At 57.3% G+C, this 19,373-nt stretch carries 20 protein-coding genes; 5 read left to right on the top strand and 15 right to left on the bottom strand.

The window, feature by feature from the left end:
• Positions 1–4: 4 nt before the first annotated feature.
• Entirely contained in the window at positions 5–664 is a 660-nt protein-coding gene (gene ftsE, locus CPH65_RS04925; RefSeq protein WP_096172393.1) for a cell division ATP-binding protein FtsE, read from the bottom strand.
• Between the two features lie 193 nt (positions 665–857).
• On the opposite strand from ftsE, the gene CPH65_RS04930 reads away from it, so the two are divergent.
• From CPH65_RS04930 to CPH65_RS04940, 3 genes are all read left to right on the top strand, one after another.
• Positions 858–2,015, top strand: a complete 1,158-nt coding sequence (locus tag CPH65_RS04930; RefSeq protein WP_096172394.1) for a zinc-ribbon domain-containing protein — start codon at positions 858–860, stop codon at positions 2,013–2,015.
• A 57-nt stretch (positions 2,016–2,072) separates the two neighbouring features.
• The gene (gene hpt, locus CPH65_RS04935; RefSeq protein WP_096172395.1) at positions 2,073–2,603 is read left to right on the top strand and encodes a hypoxanthine phosphoribosyltransferase; all 531 of its coding nucleotides are present in this window, start codon (positions 2,073–2,075) and stop codon (positions 2,601–2,603) included.
• 164 nt (positions 2,604–2,767) lie between these two features.
• Positions 2,768–3,178: a response regulator gene (locus CPH65_RS04940; RefSeq protein ID WP_096172396.1), complete on the top strand. Its 411-nt coding sequence runs from the start codon at positions 2,768–2,770 to the stop codon at positions 3,176–3,178.
• An 85-nt stretch (positions 3,179–3,263) separates the two neighbouring features.
• Here the strand turns inward: CPH65_RS04940 and lysA are convergent, their stop codons facing one another.
• The 3 genes from lysA to argH form a co-directional block, all read right to left on the bottom strand.
• A complete protein-coding gene (gene lysA, locus CPH65_RS04945) occupies positions 3,264–4,535 on the bottom strand; it encodes a diaminopimelate decarboxylase (RefSeq protein ID WP_096172397.1) in 1,272 nt (423 codons plus the stop codon).
• 77 nt (positions 4,536–4,612) lie between these two features.
• The gene (locus tag CPH65_RS04950) at positions 4,613–4,876 is read right to left on the bottom strand and encodes a lipoprotein (protein WP_157747506.1); all 264 of its coding nucleotides are present in this window, start codon (positions 4,874–4,876) and stop codon (positions 4,613–4,615) included.
• 118 nt (positions 4,877–4,994) lie between these two features.
• Positions 4,995–6,395 carry an argininosuccinate lyase gene (argH, locus tag CPH65_RS04955; RefSeq protein ID WP_096172399.1) on the bottom strand — a complete coding sequence of 467 codons (1,401 nt, stop codon included), beginning with the start codon at positions 6,393–6,395 and terminating at the stop codon, positions 4,995–4,997.
• Between the two features lie 158 nt (positions 6,396–6,553).
• Here argH and CPH65_RS04960 point away from each other — a divergent pair, with 158 nt between their 5' ends.
• Complete coding sequence (locus tag CPH65_RS04960; protein WP_157747507.1) at positions 6,554–7,177, top strand: TlpA disulfide reductase family protein; 624 nt, start codon at positions 6,554–6,556, stop codon at positions 7,175–7,177.
• A gap of 108 nt (positions 7,178–7,285) precedes the next feature.
• Here CPH65_RS04960 and CPH65_RS23740 read toward each other — a convergent pair whose 3' ends face one another.
• The 10 genes from CPH65_RS23740 to CPH65_RS05005 form a co-directional block, all read right to left on the bottom strand.
• Positions 7,286–7,492: a hypothetical protein gene (locus CPH65_RS23740; protein ID WP_157747508.1), complete on the bottom strand. Its 207-nt coding sequence runs from the start codon at positions 7,490–7,492 to the stop codon at positions 7,286–7,288.
• A gap of 198 nt (positions 7,493–7,690) precedes the next feature.
• Entirely contained in the window at positions 7,691–8,572 is an 882-nt protein-coding gene (locus CPH65_RS04965) for a 3-hydroxybutyryl-CoA dehydrogenase (RefSeq protein ID WP_096172401.1), read from the bottom strand.
• 264 nt (positions 8,573–8,836) lie between these two features.
• Positions 8,837–9,766: an electron transfer flavoprotein subunit alpha/FixB family protein gene (locus CPH65_RS04970; RefSeq protein WP_096172402.1), complete on the bottom strand. Its 930-nt coding sequence runs from the start codon at positions 9,764–9,766 to the stop codon at positions 8,837–8,839.
• 23 nt (positions 9,767–9,789) lie between these two features.
• The gene (locus CPH65_RS04975; protein ID WP_096172403.1) at positions 9,790–10,539 is read right to left on the bottom strand and encodes an electron transfer flavoprotein subunit beta/FixA family protein; all 750 of its coding nucleotides are present in this window, start codon (positions 10,537–10,539) and stop codon (positions 9,790–9,792) included.
• A 249-nt stretch (positions 10,540–10,788) separates the two neighbouring features.
• Entirely contained in the window at positions 10,789–11,478 is a 690-nt protein-coding gene (locus tag CPH65_RS04980) for a rhomboid family intramembrane serine protease (protein WP_096172404.1), read from the bottom strand.
• Positions 11,479–11,563: 85 nt separating this feature from the next.
• On the bottom strand, positions 11,564–12,142 hold the full coding sequence (locus CPH65_RS04985; RefSeq protein ID WP_096172405.1) for a cob(I)yrinic acid a,c-diamide adenosyltransferase: 579 nt from the start codon (positions 12,140–12,142) through the stop codon (positions 11,564–11,566).
• A 118-nt stretch (positions 12,143–12,260) separates the two neighbouring features.
• Positions 12,261–12,449, bottom strand: coding sequence for a twin transmembrane helix small protein (locus CPH65_RS04990; protein WP_096172406.1), 189 nt, complete (start codon positions 12,447–12,449; stop codon positions 12,261–12,263).
• 123 nt (positions 12,450–12,572) lie between these two features.
• On the bottom strand, positions 12,573–13,403 hold the full coding sequence (locus CPH65_RS04995) for an SDR family oxidoreductase (RefSeq protein ID WP_096172407.1): 831 nt from the start codon (positions 13,401–13,403) through the stop codon (positions 12,573–12,575).
• 327 nt (positions 13,404–13,730) lie between these two features.
• Positions 13,731–15,416: an acyl-CoA dehydrogenase family protein gene (locus CPH65_RS05000; protein WP_096172408.1), complete on the bottom strand. Its 1,686-nt coding sequence runs from the start codon at positions 15,414–15,416 to the stop codon at positions 13,731–13,733.
• 320 nt (positions 15,417–15,736) lie between these two features.
• On the bottom strand, positions 15,737–16,618 hold the full coding sequence (locus tag CPH65_RS05005) for a DMT family transporter (protein WP_096172409.1): 882 nt from the start codon (positions 16,616–16,618) through the stop codon (positions 15,737–15,739).
• Positions 16,619–16,909: 291 nt separating this feature from the next.
• Here CPH65_RS05005 and CPH65_RS05010 point away from each other — a divergent pair, with 291 nt between their 5' ends.
• Positions 16,910–17,797, top strand: a complete 888-nt coding sequence (locus CPH65_RS05010; RefSeq protein ID WP_096172410.1) for a YihY/virulence factor BrkB family protein — start codon at positions 16,910–16,912, stop codon at positions 17,795–17,797.
• A 66-nt stretch (positions 17,798–17,863) separates the two neighbouring features.
• Here the strand turns inward: CPH65_RS05010 and ccrA are convergent, their stop codons facing one another.
• Complete coding sequence (ccrA, locus tag CPH65_RS05015; protein ID WP_096172411.1) at positions 17,864–19,156, bottom strand: crotonyl-CoA carboxylase/reductase; 1,293 nt, start codon at positions 19,154–19,156, stop codon at positions 17,864–17,866.
• Positions 19,157–19,373 lie beyond the last annotated feature (217 nt).

A 19,373-nucleotide genomic window follows, 5' to 3' on the forward strand; every position in this document is an offset into this window, starting at 1 on the left:
CCGCTCATTCATAGATGTAGAGCGCGCCGTCGTTCAACACAATGCGGCGAGCGTCGACCTGATCCATCAGGCCTGTGTCATGGGTGGCGATGACGATCGAGGTTCCCGATCGATGCAGCTCGACGAACAGGCGCAGCAACCGCCGGGCCAGAATGGGGTCCACGTTCCCTGTCGGCTCGTCGGCAAGCAGCAGCTTGGGGCGTGAGATCAGGGCCCGGGCGATGGCGGCGCGCTGCTTTTCTCCGCCGGACATGACGGGCGGGTAGACATGCATGCGATGGCCAAGACCGACCCATTGAAGAAGCTCGGCCACATCCGTGCGATAGTCCTGCTCGGACAGTCCCTGAACGCGCAAGGGCAAGGCCACATTCTCGAAGGTGGTGAGATGGTTAAGCAGGCGAAACTCCTGAAAGACGAAACCGATCTGGCGACGCAGACCCGACAGTTCGTCGTGGCTCAGCCGTGCGGTGTCCTTGTTGAACACCTTGATCAGGCCCCGATTGGGTTTGAGGGACAGGAACATCAATTGCAAAAGGGACGTCTTGCCTGCTCCCGAGGGGCCGGACAGAAACTGGAAGGAATTGGGTGGAATGTGGAAAGACACATCGCGCAGCACTTCCTGCCCCATGCCATATCTTAATCCAACATTTTCAAACCGAATCAAACGATGCGTTCCTTCTCTCTGTACGATGCAGAGGCTGCAAGAATTGTCACTCCGCTTTGTAGGGCTTGTTACTAGCCTTGGCAAAGCGTTAACGGCTGTTATTCTATGTTGTGGATGATTCGCCTGTTTTCAATCAATCCATAGCAGGCGGCAAAGCGTTTTTCGCCGTTCTTGTCAGGGCCACGACAGACCCATGAAAATTACTTGTCCCAATTGTACCACAAGCTATCAGGTGCCGGACGGGTCGATCGGTGCGGCCGGGCGCAATGTGCGTTGTGCGACCTGCGGCGAGACGTGGCATGCAGAGGTCGAACCGGGTGATGCTGGCGATACTGCCAAGCCTGAAGTTGTCCTGCCCGAAGCCGAAGAGCAAAGCCAGGACGATATCGACGCACTGTTCGACAGCCCGTCTGATGCCGGAGAAGAACAGAGCCAGGACGATATCGACGCGTTGTTTGACAGCCCGTCCGATGCCGGCGAAGAACAGAGCCAGGACGATATCGACGCGCTGTTTGACAGCCCGTCCGATGCCGGAGAAGAACAGAGCCAGGATGATATTGATGCTCTGTTTGACAGCCCCTCGAGTGGTGAGGAGCAAAATCAGGACGACATTGATGCCTTGTTCGACAGCCCGTCCGATGCCGGTGAAGAGCAAAGTCAGGATGATGTCGATGCGATGTTCGCCAGCGGCGACGCAATAGACGCGCCTGCGCAGGACAGGGACGACAGCCCGATTGAGCCGATCGTGGTCAGCGCAGACGATGCGAACCAGATGTCCGGAGCGCAAGTCGTCGATATGATGAATGCGGCATCGTTCGAAGCGCAGAAGGTCATCGCCAAGGGCAAGGATGCCGACTCCAAGGCTAGTCGACGCAAACGCCGTCGGCGCAAGGGCAAGGCAAAAACCGGCGATGCGCTGCCCAATTCAAACAAAGAGTGGGCCATTGGCTCTCTCGCCCTCGTTGCGGCGTTGGCGATTGTGATCGGCCTTTTTGTCGCACCGAAATTCTGGGTCAGGACATTCCCTGATCTTGCGTCCTTCTATTCCATGCTGGGAATGCCCGTTAATGTTGCGGGCGTCGATATTGATACGGTTGACGTGCGGCTCGTGCAGCGCGCGGGGTCTCCCGTGATCTCTGTGGAGGCAGAACTTGTGAATCCAGAGACAGATCCGGTGCTTCTGCCCGCTGTTCAGCTTTCTGTTCTTGGCAAGGACGACGAGGAGCTTTATTCATGGGCAATCGAGCCCGAGAAAGCTGGCCTGGGTCCTGGTGAGCATAAACGCATAGAATCGTCCATTGCCGCTCCCTCAAATGCCAAATCCATATCTCTGCGGGTTTTCCATCCATAGCGCATGCTGCATGACGCTCATCTCTGACTTCGCGTTAAAAGGACGCCCGCCACATCCATGACTGACATCATCAATGTCCTCTATGACGAGGACGCGCTCGACCAGCGCAATGCGGAACTTGCTGCCTTGATCGCCGAAGCGGGCTATCAGAAACTGCTGGTCATCGCGGTTCTTAAGGGCAGTTTTGTCTTTGCTGCCGATCTGTTGCGTGCCCTGTATCGCGCGGGCGTACCGCTCGAGGTCGAGTTCATGTCTCTGTCGAGTTATGGGGCTGGCACCAAGAGCTCGGGCAACGTCGAGGTGGTGCGTGATGTGGATGCGGATGTGCGCGACCGGGATATTCTCTTGATTGATGACATCCTTGAGTCCGGTCGGACGCTCGCCTTTGCCAAGACCATGCTCAGCGAGCGCGGCGCCTCTCGCGTCGATGTTGCCGTGCTGCTCGACAAGAAGGGCAAGCGCGTGGCCGAGATTGAAGCTGAATATGTCGGTTTTGATTGTCCCGATAAATTCGTCGTCGGATACGGAATGGACAAGGCGCATATGTATCGCGAAGTGCCGTTCGTGGGCCATCTTACAGAAATTTGAATGCTATCGGGCTGGCCAAAATGGTCACCGGTGTGCAAAGATTTCCCTGATTTCACAATTCGAACGCGCCTTCGCTTTTAGTAAACCTTTTGCATGCCAAAATAGACAGGCAAGGTCGTTAAAAGACCTTGGCGTGAGTAAAAAGAGTATGTGGGAGTGGGACTATGGCCCGAATTCTTCTGACTGAAGACGATGACGGGGTGCGCATGTTCGTGCAACGGGCTTTGATGATTGATGGGCATGATGTGACCACCGCAGAAGACGGCACAGATGCTCTGGAAATGCTCGAGAGATGCGATGACGCCTTCGACCTGCTGCTGACCGATATCAAGATGCCGGAGATGGATGGCATCGAACTGGCTTTGAGCGCAGCAAAAGACTGGCCTGAAATGACCATCTTGATGATGACCGGTTATGCGGATCAGCGCGAGAGGTGTGACAACCTCAATGCGATCGTGCATGACGTGGTTTCAAAACCCTTTTCCCTCACCGAAATCCGCGGTGCCGTGCGCGATGCGCTTCGTGGTGAGGAAAGTGGCGAGCCTACTTCGATGGCGCACGCCATGTATGGCTGAACGCACAGCCTCAGTCTTGGACAAAATGCAAAAAGGGATGGTCGAGCCATCCCTTTTGTCTTTTGTGCCTTTTGTCGCCTAAAATTCAGTCCTCAAGCCAATCGGGGATCTGGTCGAGGCCAAGCAGCTCTTCATAGCTGGTTCGGGGGCGGATCACCTGCCACTGAGAGCCATTGACCAGCACTTCGGGCACCAATAGACGGCTGTTGTAGGTGTTTGCCTGAACCGCGCCATAGGCGCCGGCGGACATGATGGCGATGAGATCGCCCGACTGCATCTGCGGCAAGGGACGGTTCTGGGCCAGAAAATCCCCTGTCTCGCAAACCGGGCCGACGATATCGACATTGGATACCGGCGTGTCGAAATCCGGCTCCGTGATGGGACGCACATCGTGCCACGCCTCATAGAGGGTGGGGCGGATGAGATCGTTCATGGCGCCATCGACGATGACGAAGGTCTTGCCTTCACCTTCCTTGCGATAGATGACCTCGGTCACCAGAATCCCAGCGTTGCCAGCGATGAGGCGGCCGGGTTCGAAATAGACCTTGCAGCCGAGATCCTTGACGTGTTTCTTGACCGTTTCGCCATAGTCGCGCGGCAGCGGCGGCGGAGACTGGTCCGTCTGGTAGGGAATGCCGAGGCCGCCGCCCAGATCAACATGATCGATCTCGTGACCGTCCGTGCGCAGATCCCGCACCAATTCGCCAAGGCGTTCGAACGCGGCATCAAATGGTTCGAGCTGTGTGATCTGGCTGCCGATATGCATGTCGATGCCGGTCACCTTGATGCCGGGCAGCGTGTTGGCACGGCGGTAGACCTCACGCGCCCGCTTCCAGGGAATGCCGAACTTGTTTTCCGATTTACCGGTGGCGATCTTGGCGTGGGTCTTGGCGTCAACATCGGGATTGATGCGCAGGGAAATACGCGCATCAAGACCCAGTTCGGACGCAATGAGGCTGAGATGCTCCAGCTCGGGTTCGGATTCGATGTTGAAGCACAAGATATCCTGCTTGAGCGCAAAGGTTAGCTCGCGGCGCGTCTTGCCAACACCGGAAAAGAGAATCTTGGAGGCGGGAATGCCAGCGGCAAGGGCCCGGCGGAGTTCGCCTTCAGAGACCACATCTGCTCCGGCCCCGAGGCGAGCGAGGGTCTTGAGTACGGCGATGTTCGAGTTTGCCTTCATGGCGTAGCAGATCAGCGAGGGAACATCGTTGAAGGTTTCTGCAAAGACGTTGAAGTGGCGTTCAAGGGTCGCTGTGGAGTAGACATAGAAGGGCGTGCCGACGGCGCTGGCGATTTCAGGGATCGCGACCTGTTCGGCGTGCATGACGCCATCGATGTATTCAAAATGATGCATGAAAGCCTCGTCACGCGCGGCTGAGTGCCCTCAACCAGCAACGGTTGGGAAAGGCACGGGGGCCGTGTTGATGAAAATCAGAGCAGCGGATCGAGAATGAAACCGTCGTCGGGCGCCTTGGTCGGGGTGCTCGTGTCCTTGTCGGCGCCAATGATCAGAAGATCATTGTTCTCGGGATCGGCTATGTCGGTCTGAACATTGGTGTTGGCGGTTGGCGGCTCGAGCGGACCACGCTGGCCACAGGCTGCAAGACCAGCGGCAAGGAGCAGGATGGCCAGAGCCTTTGTTCCATTTAGGGTGCCTGTGCGGGCAATCGTCGGGCGTGCGCTCAGAATGGGCATTGCTTGAATCCTTGCGTCAGACGACATGGTCTGCAAACGGGGTGTCTTGCCGCCTTGGGAACGGCCCGGGCGGGGCGCTGTTCAGTGCGCCAGCACCCATCTTGTTCAGTTGCTTCGACTATTGCTTGGCTGCTCTTTCTTTTTCAAGTCTTTTCAGCCAGCTTTTTGCCTGTTTTTTGACATTTGCCGGTGCTGTGCCGCCGTAGGAGGTGCGGCTGCGGACCGACTTGTCGACCGACAGAACCGAGAAGACATCCTCGGTGATGGTTGGTTCGACAGTCTGCATGTCTTCAAGGCTGAGGCGATGGAGTTCGATATTGCGCTCGGCGGCCATGGCCACGAGGCTGCCCGTGACGTGGTGGGCGTTGCGGAAAGGCATGCCAAGTGTGCGCACCAGCCAGTCGGCCAGATCGGTTGCGGTCGAGTAGCCCGAGCCAGCAGCTTTTTTCAGCTCTTTGACGTTGGGCTCAAGGTCGGTGACCATGCCTGTCATCGCAGCGACGCACAAAGACAGGTTCTGAAGCGCGTCGAAGGTCTGTTCCTTGTCTTCCTGCATGTCCTTGGAGTAGGCGAGCGGCAGTCCCTTCATGACAATGAGCAGGGCGTTGAGTGCACCCATGATCCGGCCGGATTTGGCGCGCACCAGCTCGGCTGCGTCCGGATTGCGCTTTTGCGGCATGATGGACGAGCCGGTGGAGAATTTGTCCGATAGCTTGACGAAGCGGAACTGGGCCGAGGACCAGATAACCAGCTCTTCGGCAAATCGGGACAGATGCACCGCACAGATCGATGCTGCCGATAGGGCCTCGAGTGCGAAGTCACGATCAGACACCCCATCAAGGGAGTTGGCAACCGGGCGATCAAAGCCAAGGCTCTTGGCGGTCATGTGGCGGTCGATGGGAAAGGACGTGCCAGCCAGCGCGGCACAGCCGAGCGGGCTTTCATTCATGCGCTTGCGGGCATCCTGAACCCTGCCGCGGTCGCGGGCGAGCATTTCCACATAGGCCAGCATGTGGTGGCCAAAGGTCACCGGCTGTGCGCTCTGAAGATGAGTGAAGCCGGGCATGACGACATTGGCGCAGTCCATCGCCTTATCGGCAAAGGCCTGTTGCAGATCAGCCAACTGGCCATCGAGCGTGTCGAGGGTATCGCGCACCCAGAGGCGGAAGTCGGTCGCGACCTGATCGTTGCGCGAACGGGCCGTGTGCAGGCGTCCGGCGGTGGGGCCAACCAATTCGGAGAGGCGGCTTTCCACATTCATGTGAATGTCTTCCAGCGCACGCGAAAAAGTGAACGTGCCTGCCTCAATTTCTCCCGCGATTGTGTCTAGACCCTGTTTAATGACTTTGGCATCATCGGCGTCAACGATGCCCTGTTGGGCCAGCATGGTCACGTGAGCTTTCGATCCGGCAATGTCCTGGGCGTAGAGTTTCTTGTCGAAATCGATGGAGGCGTTGATTTCTTCCATGATGGCGTCTGGGCCTTCAGAGAATCTGCCGCCCCACATTTTGTTGCTCATAATGCTGTTCCGTTGATCAAGTCTTGACGTCGTGCAGCTTTATGCCACAACAAAACTGGGCTGTCAGCGTTTTTGCCGTTAAATCGCTCAGGGCCGGTGAAAAGCGAAATCAGGATCTCCAGAATCTGGGGACCGTCAGGAAGCAAAGGATGGGTAGAATGCTGCCAAGAGATTCGATCGGTCGGATGCATGGGTATTTGGGTGGACTGGTTTTGGGCCTTGCCCTGCTGGCTCCGGTTTCCGTTATGGCGGAGGCTTCCTGTCCGGCATCAAAGGCCCGTGTCGAGGCGATTGACCCGCTGATCAAGGGCCCGATCGCTGCGTTGCAGACCGGTGGTCACCCCTATGACATGTCGACCCTTGCCTTCAAGAAAGAAGACGGCAGCGATGTTTCGCTGGCTGATTTCAAGGGCAAGACAGTGCTGGTCAACCTCTGGGCGACCTGGTGCGCGCCCTGCCGCGAGGAAATGCCCGATCTTGATGCGTTGCAGGCCGCGCTTGGTGGCGATGACTTCGAGGTGGTGACCGTCAGCCTTGACCGCTCGGCACCGGGCAAGGCGCGGGAGTTCTTTGATGACGTGGGTGTGGACCATCTGGCGCTCTATTATGATGCGAAGATGAAGCTGTTCCCGCTTCTCCGCTCCAAGGGCCTCGCCTTCGGAATGCCAACGACACTGGTCATCGACAAGGATGGTTGCTCGCTGGCGCATCTGTCGGGCCCCGCTCAGTGGGCGGCTGATCAGGCCAAGCTGTTGGTCAAGACGACGATCGAAGCCGAGTGACTTTTGCGCCTGTTGTTGTTTGAAGATGGGTATCTTCATTGCTGTCGGTTGAGAATGAAAAAGGCCCAGCGTAGGCCGGGCCTTTTTGATCCGATGCGTGATGGGCGATCAGGCTTTGGTGTCGACCACCTTGCCCATGCCTGGGGGCGCAGAACCTGAATTATCAATGCCTTGCTGGACAAGTTTGTCGAGCATGCCAGCCATGGCGTTGTCAGCGTTGTGGGCGATGGTGGTCAGCGTCGCGCCAAGGTCCATTCTTCCTTGCAAAGCGTTACTGTAGGCGACACCGGCACCGAGAGTTCCGACTGAAGACATCAGGGCTTCTCCTTTTGCTGTTTCGCTACTTTCTCACCTCATTGTGGTGGTGCCGGGTTAATACGCAGTAAAGAGACATTTACAGAAATAAAGGCAGCTCCGCGCTTCTCTGAAGGGGATTGCATATAAGAAAAGCCGGAAGGGATGCTTCCGGCTTCAATATTTGTTTCTTTATGTGTCTGGTGTGTCTGATATGGCCTAGCGGGTCGGAACAGGCTCTTCGCCGCGATAGTCGTAAAAACCGCGTTTGGCTTTGCGGCCAAGCCAGCCAGCTTCGACATATTTGACGAGCAGCGGGCAGGGGCGATATTTGGAGTCTGCCAAACCCTCATAGAGCACCTGCATGATCGACAGGCAGGTATCGAGGCCGATAAAGTCGGCAAGCTGCAGCGGGCCCATGGGATGGTTGGCCCCGAGACGCATGGCCGTGTCGATGGATTCCACATTGCCCACGCCCTCATACAGGGTGTAGATCGCTTCGTTGATCATTGGCAGAAGAATGCGGTTGACCATGAAGGCGGGGAAATCTTCAGATACCGCAACGGTCTTGCCCAGACTGTCGGCGAATTTCTTGGAGGTGACGAAGGTGTTCTCGTCGGTGGCGATGCCGCGCACCAGTTCGATCAGCTTCATGACTGGCACCGGGTTCATGAAATGGATGCCGATGAATTGCTCTGCCCGGTCGGTCGCAGCCGCAAGACGGGTGATCGAAATGGAGGATGTGTTGGAGGCGATCATCGCATCGGGATGCAGAACAGGGATCACCGCCTGAAAAATCTTGCGTTTGGTTTCCTCATGCTCGGTCGCAGCCTCGATCACGAGATCGACACCGCCCATGTCATCGAGGGCAAGGGACGGCTTGATCAGGTCGAGGGCCTTGTTTTTTTCGCTATCAGAGATCGCTCCCTTGGAGACCTGGCGGGCCAAATTGCCTTGAATGGTGGCCATGCCCTTGTCCAGATTGTTCTTGTCCAGATCGTTCAATACGACGTCATAGCCAGACAGGGCGCAGACGTGGGCGATGCCGTTGCCCATCTGGCCCGCGCCAATGATACCAACTTTCTTGATTTCCGAGATCATTATGCTCACCGATTACCGCTGTGGGCGGCCGCTCCTCAGGTTTGCTTTTCAGGTTATCCTTGCTGAATTCTACAGAGGCGGTCCGATGGCCGCACTCCCCCCAGAATGCAGGTCGAAAGTTTGGCAGACTTTTGCTCATTTCGCAAATGCGAAAGACGAAAGGGCACCGAGAGGTACCCTTTCTGCGTTTCGTATGGTGAAAACCTGCTTTGCAGCAAGATCTTTGCACTTTGGTGTTGCGATGCAGCGAGCCGCAAGGGCGCGTCAGAGCGCCTTTTCGAGCTCGGGCAGAACATCGAAGAGGTCGCCGACGATGCCATAGTCCGCGACCTGGAAGATCGGGGCTTCTTCGTCCTTGTTGATGGCGACGATCACCTTGGAATCCTTCATGCCTGCAAGATGCTGGATGGCACCGGAAATGCCAGCTGCAATGTAAAGCTCGGGAGCGACGACCTTGCCGGTCTGGCCGACCTGAAGATCGTTGGCTGCATAGCCAGCATCGACTGCGGCACGCGACGCGCCGATGGCGGCACCGAGCTTGTCGGCAATCGGCGTCAGGATTGCATTGAACTGCTCTTCTGATGCGAGCCCACGACCACCAGAGATGATGACGCGGGCGCTTGCCAGCTCGGGACGATCTGAATCGGAGAGTTCCTGACCGACATAGCTGACGTTTGAAGGCGCATCGGCTGCTGTGATGGTTTCAATCGCAGCCGAGCCGTCGGTGCCCGCTGCCGCAAAGTTGGCGGTCCGGACCGTGATGACCTTCTTGGCATCCTTGCTCTTGACCGTCTGCATGGCGTTGCCCGCATAGGTCGGACGTTCAAAGGTGTCTGCTGCAATCACCTTGGTGATTTCGGACAGCTGCATCACATCAAGAAGGGCTGCGATGCGCGGCATGGTGTTTTTGCCGTTGGCCGTGGCGGGTGCGACGAATGCGTCATAGCTGTCAGCCAGCGCGAGCACTTGCGCGGAGACCGCTTCGGCGAGCTGCGGAGCCAGAGCGTCGCTTTCAGCGACCAGCACCTTGGCTGCGCCAGCCAGTTTGGCGGCCTCATCGGCGGCTACCGCGCAATCCTTACCGGCAACGAGGATATGCACTTCGCTCCCAAGTTCCAAAGCTGCGGTGAGCGCCTTTGCAGTGGCTTCGTTCAGTGCCGTGTTGTTGTGTTCGGCAATCAGAAGGGTTGTCATTGTCGTAATCTCCTCAGGTTGCCTTACAGGACACCGGCTTCGTTTTTCAGTTTGTCGACGAGTTCGGCAACACTTTCGACCTTGATGCCAGCCTTGCGAGCTTCGGGTTCGGCGGTCGAGAGCACTTCGAGGCGCGGTGTGACGTCAACGCCCAGATCGGCCACTTCCTTGATATCGAGCGGCTTTTTCTTGGCCTTCATGATGTTGGGAAGGGAGGCGTAACGCGGTTCATTGAGGCGCAGGTCGGAGGTGACAACCGCTGGCAGCGTAAGCTTGAGCTTCTGCATGCCACCGTCAATCTCGCGGGTCACGGCGAGCGCATCACCATCGACTTCAAGATTGGAGGCAAAGGTGCCCTGAGGCCAGCCCAGAAGTGCGGCAAGCATCTGTCCGGTCTGGTTGGCGTCGTCATCAATGGCCTGCTTGCCGACGATGACAAGGCCGGGCTCTTCTTCTTCCACCACGGATTTGAGCAGTTTGGCAACAGCGAGTGGCTCAACCGTTTCGTCTGTTTTGAGCACAATGGCGCGATCAGCGCCCATCGCAAGCCCGGTGCGCAAGGTTTCCTGAGCCTGCTGCGGGCCGACGGAGACCAGAATGATCTCGCTGGCAACGCCTGCTTCCTTCATGCGGATGGCTTCTTCAACGGAAATCTCGTCGAACGGGTTCATGGACATCTTTACATTGGCCAGTTCTACGCCCGATCCATCGGACTTGACGCGAATTTTGACGTTGTAATCGACAACCCGTTTCACGGGTACGAGAATTTTCATTGTCTGTATCTCCGGAATGGACCTGTTTGGGGTTCCATCTGTTTGGTCGGTGATGTCGGCATTCCGAACGGGTCAAGGTGGCAGGATGCTTCCTGATTTCTCACTCGTGACGCTTCAGTCAAACCGATATTGCGATCATTGATCCCTTATGGCTGGAAAAGGACGGTAATGGCCCATTCTGGGGCTGTCAACAATCCGTGCGTAGGAGAACAATGACTTTTCATCATGCTGACGTTACGTATACGTAATTTATCCACTGCGTTGGAAAAGCGAAACCGATTTTCGCTTCATCACCGGCAGAAGGATGGCACCGGTAAGCGCGCCTCCGATATGGGCCCACCAGGCCACCACGTCATCGGTCGAGGTGACGGAATTGTAGACCTGCAAAGCGAGCCATGCCCCAAGGCACCAGAGGGCGGGAATGGGGAGTGGGATGCGGCCAAGGATCAGGATCCAGACGCGCACGTTGGGGTGTAGCAGAAGGTAGGCCATGATGATGCCGGCGGTCGCGCCTGACGCGCCGATCAGAGGAATCGGAGACCCCCAGTTGGCCAACATGTGAACAAGGGCCGCGCCCATCGCACAGAGGCAATAGAACAAGAGAAAGCGGACGTGGCCCAAGGCATCCTCGACATTGTCGCCAAAGACCCACAGGAAGGCCATGTTGCCGATGAGATGCATCCAGTCGACATGAAGAAAGGCATAGGAGAGGGGCGAGGTCAAAAGGACCGGGTTGCCTTGCGCGATCTCATCGAGACTGAAGGTAGCAAAGATATCCGGAACGAGGCCATAGGCCACCGCGTAGTCCTGCAGGAGGAAGCCTCCTGCACCGGATTGGGTGATCAGATGGACGAGGACATTGAGGGCGATCAGGCCGAAGGTGACATATTGCAGGCGGACATGAACGAGTTCATTCTTGTCGTGCAGCGGGATGAACATGGCGCATTGCCCTCCGGACGGTCATGGTCGCCGTTTCGTGCTCTGAGAAAAGCCCGTATCTGGCCCGGTTATCAACGGTTATGGCCTAACGGTTCTGACCGGGAACCCATAGCACATCCTTTTGGCCCTTGTCGTTTGTCCAGCGTGCCGCGACGAAAAAGAAGTCCGACAGGCGGTTCACATACTGGATGCACTCAGGGGAAACCGGCTCTTCCTCTATGGCGGCCAAGGCCGTGATCAGGCGTTCGGCACGGCGGGAAATGGTGCGGCAAAGGTGAAGGGCTGCAGAGGCGCGGCTGCCACCGGGCAGAACGAAGCTTTTGAGCGGTTCGAGATCGGTGTTGAGCAGGTCGATCTGCTTTTCGAGCCGCTCGACTTGGGCTGCCGTTACGCGCAAGGGCTCGTAGGAAAGCGCCTCGCCAGTGTCGGGCGTGCACAGGTCCGCGCCGAGATCGAACAGATCGTTCTGGATCTCTGCAAGCATCGCATCGAGTTCGGGCGCGTCATGGGGTTCAAGGCGCGCCAGCCCGACCGTGGCGTTGGTTTCGTCGACGGTGCCATAGGCTTCGACGCGCAGGTCATGCTTGACGCGACGTTCGCCGCTGCCCAGCATGGTCATGCCTTTGTCGCCGGTGCGGGTGTAGATCTTGTTGAGGCGGACCATTGATGTCTTTCCGTTTTTGCTGCGTGTGCTGTTTGAGCTCAGACGCTAACGCACCCTCGGTCGGGGTGAAAGAGGGCTCTTTGTCCGGATCCCCAAAATTTGGCGCTAGTTTCAGGGCTCAGCCGCCGAAATAGAGGGCGGTCATGATCAGCACAATCGCCAGAAACTGCAGCACGATGCGCCAGCGCATCAGTCGTTGGGATTTATTGGGGTTTCCACCGCGCATCATGTTCACAAGGCCAAGGACCAGCACGATGGCGACGGCAACCAGAGCAATGGGAACGAGGTTGGGGAGAATCGCCTCCATGAGCAAATCCTTGTCTCGATTGAGTGGGGTCAGAGCACATTAGCAGCTTTGCAAGCGGCAGGGGAAGGCGAGTGAGGGTCGACTTTTGTCGTGATCAAGCGTGAGGGAATCGGAGCCGAGGGGCTAGTCGCCATTCCTGCGCAGGATGGCGTCAAGGCTGCGCTCTGGCAGAAATCGCTTGAGATAGGCGACGATGTGCGTGGGGATAGTTACCCTGTATCGCGGCTTGGGGTTTGTCGCGGTCAGGGCCTTGAGCAGTTTTTGCAGAACGGCTTCGGGTGTCAGTTCGAAGCGGTCCGGCTGATCGGATTCCAGCTTCGACAGGCGGTTCTTGTAGCGATGCTTGAAGACGGAGCGATCGATGTTGATGTTGTCAACGAAGCGCTTGCGGGCGTTTTCCCGGAAATTGCTCGTGATGGCACCCGGCTCGATAAGCACGAGGGAAATGTTGCTGCCATGAAGCTCAAGGCGCATGGTGTCGGCCAACCCTTCAAGGGCGAATTTGGATGAGACATAAGACCCGCGAAAGGCCAGAGGCACGAAGCCAAGCACAGAGGAACAATGGACGATGCGACCGTGTCCCTGCGCCCGCATGATCGGGACGATTTGGCGCGTCAGTTCGTGCCAGCCGAAGAAATTGGCCTCGAACTGCTCCCGCAGCATGTCGGTGGTCAGATCTTCAACCGCGCCAGGCTGGGCATAGGCCCCATTGTTGAACAGGGCATCGAGCTTGCCGCGGGTGTGATTGAGAACGACTTCGACGCAGGCGGAAATGGACTGAGGCTCGGTGTAATCAAGATAGATCGCCGTCAGGCCCTTCCTGCGCAAGTCTTCCAGATCTTCAAGCCGTCGAGCCGTGGCAAAGACCTGCCAGCCCATCTCGTGCAGGCGCAACGCACAGTGGCGTCCGATGCCGGTTGAGCAACCGGTGATAAGGATGGATTGTTGCGTCATGCTAATGTTCTCATACTTTATGATGATACTGGTTTATCAGACACAACGCAAAATGAAAGGGGCTAATGCCTTCAGAGCTAACCGAAAAGTGGAAAAGCTAAGGGAATGCTCGTATATGGCGTTTGGGTCGCGACGTGACTGTCATTCGCGTGGCGGCAGGCGGCGCTTTGTCTGTTCGTCCTTCATCGCCTTTTTTCAAATTTGACAGCAAGGGCGGCTGGTTGCGCACCGCAAGGTCCGATCTTGGAAATGGTATGGCGAAGGCAAAGAAAGGGAGTGAACTCCCTTTCATTTTGCATTGGACGATTGGTCTTGGTCTGGCGCTGATCAAAGCTTGCTGTCGAGCAGTCGCCGGGCAATCACTTGCGCCTGAATTTCCCCTGCGCCCTCGAAGATGTTGAGGATCCGGGCGTCGCAGAGCACCCGCGAAATGGCATATTCGAGCGCAAAGCCATTGCCGCCATGGATCTGCAGGGCATTGTCGGCGGCGGCCCACGCGACGCGGGCTCCGAGCAACTTGGCCATACCGGCCTCCAAATCGCAGCGCTTATCGTCATCCTTGCGGCGGGCCGAGAAATAGGTCAACTGACGGGCAACCATGATTTCGGTTGCCATCATGACGAGCTTGTCGGACACGCGCGGGAAATTGATCAGAGATTTGCCGAACTGCACCCGGTCCTGAGCATATCTGAGGCCCAGATCGAGCGCGGACTGGGCAACGCCAACAGCGCGGGCGGCTGTCTGGATGCGGGCGGATTCAAAGGTCTGCATCAGCTGTTTAAAGCCCTGTCCCTCCTCACCGCCGAGCAGGTTGTCGCTTGTCACTTCGAAAGTGTCGAAGGCAATGTCATATTCCTTCATGCCGCGGTAGCCCAGAACCTCGATCTCGCCACCATCCATGCCGGCGGCGGGGAAGGGATTATCATCATCGCCGCGCGGCTTTTCGGCGAGCAGCATCGATAGCCCCTTGTAGCCCGCCTCTTCGGGGTTCGTGCGGACCAGAAGGGTCATCAGATCGGTGCGGGCGGCGTGGGTAATCCAGGTCTTGTTGCCCGTGACCTTGTAGTGATCGCCATCAAGGCTGGCGCGGGTTTTCAGGCTGGCAAGATCCGAGCCGGTGTTGGGCTCGGTGAAGACCGCCGTTGGCAGGGTCTCGCCCGAAGCAATGCGGGGCAACCACGCCTGTTTCTGCTCCTCTGTGCCGCCGCACAGAATCAACTCGGCGGCGATTTCGGAGCGCGTACCAAGAGAGCCAACGCCAATATAGGCTCGGGACAGCTCTTCGGAGACCACGCACATGCTTTCCTTGCCGAGCCCGAGGCCGCCGTACTCTTCCGGGATGGTGAGGCCGAAGACGCCCATTTCGGCCATCTTCTCGATCACGTCCATGGGGATATAGGCGTTGGCCATGTGCCAGCCATGGGCATGCGGTGTCACCTCGCTTTCGGCGAATCGGCGCATCTCGTCGCGGAACGCTTCCATGGTCTCATCAAGGCCTGCGTTGCCGTAGGAGGCGCTGCCTTCGGCGGCTTCCATCAAGGCAATGACCCGGTTGCGGATGGTCGGGCTGTTGCCTTCGGTGACAAGGCGGATGATCTGGGGGATCTGGGCAGCGGCGATGGTGTCGGGAGCGAGGCCGAAATCCGACAGGCGAACGATCTCGCCCTGCGTCATCGGGATGCCGCCGAAGATCTGCGCAAGATATTCGGAGAAGGCGATGCGCGTGATTAGGCTTTCCATTTCGCCAAAGCGACCTTCTTCGGTCATTGTCACGGCGTAGCCGCGCATTTCCTTGAGCGCTTCGACATAGGTTGCGAACCAGGCCAGACCATGGGTGGCGCGTTGCTCGGCTTCGACCAGTTTGCTGCTGACCTTTCCTTCGACAACCACCTTTTCGCGCACTGCAGCAATGATCGTATTCAAGAGAGTCTCAATGCTCTCGACTGCGGCCTCCATGTCGCCAAACAGGGTCGGTGGGGATGTGATGGGCTCTGTCTTGATCGTCAATGACATGGATTTTCCTCCTCCTTATGATGCCATGGCCTGCTCCCGGATTGCAGCTTTTGTCTTGATTTTTCGATGTCATCCAGCGGATGTCATGAGCCTTTGAGATCGGACGCGGTGCCAGCGCGCCCCGTTCGGGGAAACAGGTCTTGGCATCGAAACGCCCGCACGGCCAGCACTCTGATGGTGTGGTCCGGTTGGGTCCGGCGGGCGTGTTTCTCGCCTTTTTCTTGCGTTGCAAAAGAGCGTTATGTTGCACTGCACAGTGGCGTGCTGTGGCAACAAATGCAATAAGCCAAAGGATTGATTTTGACGTTTGTTGCGCGGGGCTATTTGCCCCGGTTGGCCAGTAGAACGCCTGTCGCGGTGATGATGATGCCAAGGATCTGCAAAGGGGTGATCGGTTCATCAAACAGTAGGAAGGCGAGAATGGCTGTGACCGCAGGCACCAGATAGAAAAGGGCTGCAACCTTGGACACCGCGCCGTGCTCAATCATCCAGAGCAGGAGGAATATGGCGCCGATGGAGAGTACGAAAATCAGCCAGACAAGAGCAAAGATGAATTCGCCTGACCAGATGATGGTCTGGGTCTCGGTTAAAAAGCTGAGGCTGCCGCACAGGAGCGTCGCCGCTCCATACTGAAAGACCGTCGCGCTGCGTACATCCAGCTTGGAGGCGAAGCGCTTTTGATAGATGGTGCCGAAGGAAATGCTCAGCATTGCGCCAAAGGCTGCGGCGATCTGCCATGGCGTGATGGACAGATTGCCCGCATCAAGCCGCGGGATCATAACCATAAGAATGCCGAACAACCCAAGGACAAAGCCGATGATGTGGTGCCGGGTGATCCTTTCCTTGAGCACAAAGCGGGCAAAGAAGGTCGTGAGCACCGGCTGGATGCCCATGACGAGGGCGACCAGCGCCGCCGACAGACCGTCATCGATGGCCCAAAAGGCTGCGCCCAGATAGAGGCCATGAATGAGCAAGCCGGAAATGAAAGCATGCGCGGCTTTGCGCGGGGAAGGCCAGCGGGCGCGCAGCAGGAACGCAAGCACCAGCAACAAGACTGTGACGATGCCAAAGCGCAAGGCAAGGAACGTCATGGGCTCGGAATAGGGCGCGCCCATTCTAGCCCCGATGAAACCCGAGGACCAGAGCAGCACAAACAACAGGGGAGTGATCCGCAACAGGACGGTCTGATCTCGCTTTGACATAGCGGTTTTCCTTGCGAAGCTGTCGCCCGTGAGGAACAGAGAAGGATTGGGCTTAGGGTGTGACTGGACTTGAGGCGGGTTGGGTAGGAATGTTATGTGTAGCTAGAGATGCGATCTTTGTCCATAAAGCTTGCAAAGGCCCCCGAAATCCCTGACAAAGCCAATTCACAGCCCTGCTGCGGCTCTTGGGAGAATTTGCTTTGTTTGATCGCCAAACGGTATAGGGTGGTGAAATTATAAGGCGCAGTTGCGCTTTCGGAACTTATTGTGAAAAACAGCAGGTTGCTGGATATGACTCGACTTTGGGAACGGCTGATGGTGCCGGTCCGCATCTTCTGGCGGTTCGGAGACAATCACGGCTTTGCTCTGGCGAGTAACATTGCCTTCTCGATGCTGTTGTCGATTTTTCCCTTTTTGCTTCTGGTGACAGGGGTGACTGCATGGGCCGGGGGTGATGCGCTGGGTAATGTCCTGCAAGATCTGCTCAGCGTGTTGATGCCCGATGCGATTGCCCATATTCTGCAGCCTGACGTGGATGCGGTGATTGCCGAGCGCACGCGAAGCCTTCTGTCCCTTTCGCTGCTAATCTTTCTTGTCACCCTGACATCGCTGGTCGAATCCCTGCGCGAGGGCCTCAATCGTGCTTACGGCTATTATGAGCGGCGCAATATTCTGTCGCGTCGCCTGATGGGACTGGTGGCGGTGCTCGGGGCGATCGTGGTGATGGTTGCCGTTGCGGCCGGGCTGTTCCTTGCGCCCATCGCGTGGAGCATCGCGCGCAATCACCTGCCGTGGCTTGAAGACTTCACCATCACGTTCGAGGTCATTCGACTTGGCTTGACGATCCCCATTCTGACGGCTTTTCTTGTGGCCAGTCATCGCTGGTTGCCGATGCGGGTGATCGAATGGCGCGATCTTTGGCCGGGCGTGCTGACCACACTCGTCCTGTGGTGGGTAACCGCCGAGGGCTATTCCTACTATCTCTCGCACTTTGCGCAATATGCCAAGGTCTATGCCGGTCTTGCCGGTGTTGTCGCCACGCTGATCTTTCTGCATATCATTTCCATGATTTTTCTTTATGGCGCAGAGGTCAATGCGTGGCGCATTCGCTGGCGGCGTATCCAAAAGACACGCATATCGCGGCTGGAGCTGGAACAGGAAGCCGCGTCTCGCGGCTGATTGCCGAGATCTTGAGGGAAATGATCCAGCCGGATCTGATCCGGCTGAAGGGTGTCGCGCGCTGGCCTAGATCTCTTCACCACGGCTTGACAGGATGGCATCTTCCAGCGTTCTCAGGCCCGTTTTCGGGGTGCTGACAAGGCAGGACATGTTGCCTGGCTGATGCTTGTTGTTGAGCATCAGTTCATGGGCCGCAGGGATCTGCTCCCAGGAAAAGACCTCGGACATGCAAGGATCCACGTGGCGGTTGATCACCATCTTGTTGGCGGCCATGGCCTGTTTGAGATGGGCAAAGTGTGAGCCCTGAATGCGCTTTTGATGCATCCAGAGATAGCGGGCGTCCATGGTCAGGTTGAAGCCGGAGGTGCCGGCGCAAATGACCACCATGCCACCGCGTTTGACGACGAAACTGGAGACCGGCATGGTCGCCTCGCCGGGATGCTCAAACACCATGTCGACATTGTTGCCCTTGCCGGTGATGTCCCAGATGGCCTTGCCGAAGTTGCGAACGCCCTTGAACCAGTCGTTATATTCGGGCGAATTGACCTTTGGTAGTTGACCCCAGCAATCGAAATCCGAGCGGTTGAGGACACCGCGCGCGCCAAGGTTCATCACGAATTCGCGCTTGCTTTCGTCTGATATCACGCCGATGGCATTGGCCCCGGCGGCAGCCGCGATCTGGATGCCAAACACGCCAAGGCCGCCGGATGCACCCCAGATCAGCACATTCTGTCCGGGCTTGAGTTCATGCGGATTGTGACCGAACAGCATGCGATAGGCGGTGGCGAGGGTGAGGACGTAACAGGCGCTCTCCTCCCATGTGAGATGCTTGGGGCGCGGCAGAAGCTGCTGGGCCTGAACGCGGGAAAATTGGGCAAAGGACCCGTCTGGTGTCTCATAGCCCCAGATGCGCTGGGTGGGCGAGAACATCGGATCGCCCCCATTGCATTCCTCGTCGTCGCCGTCGTCCTGATTGCAGTGAATGACGACTTCATCGCCGACTTTCCAGTTGCGCACCTTGGAGCCGACGGCCCAAACGATGCCGGACGCATCGGAGCCGGCAATATGGTAGGGCTGCTTGTGCACATCGAGAACCGAAATGGGCTCGCCCAGACCCGCCCAGACGCCATTGTAATTGACCCCCGCGGCCATATTGAGGACCAGCACCTCATGACTGTCGAGCTCCCATGTGGGCACGACTTCGATTTTGAATGATTGCTCGGGTGGGCCGTGGCGCTCCTGACGGATCGCCCAGGCATACATCTCTTTGGGCACATGTCCCAGTGGCGGGATCTCACCGAGTTCATATAGATCCTTCTTCTCGCCGTTGGTGCCCTGAGAAAGGATTTCCTCAGCCATTTATGCTCCTCCAGACATCATGTCTTGCTACCATTTTTATATTGCGTTGCAGCGTAAATTCTTCTCGAAAAGGTGATTTATAACGCTGTTGCGAAATTATCAGCAATTATTCCACTGGAAGATATACGTCTTATTGCCAATTTTCATTTCGCATCTGCGAAGGAAAACTTGTTGCACGATAAGGGGCGTGCGTCTTGGGCCGAACGGCCCGGGGTGC

The sequence above is a fragment of the Cohaesibacter sp. ES.047 genome (genome assembly GCF_900215505.1).
GTDB lineage: Bacteria > Pseudomonadota > Alphaproteobacteria > Rhizobiales > Cohaesibacteraceae > Cohaesibacter.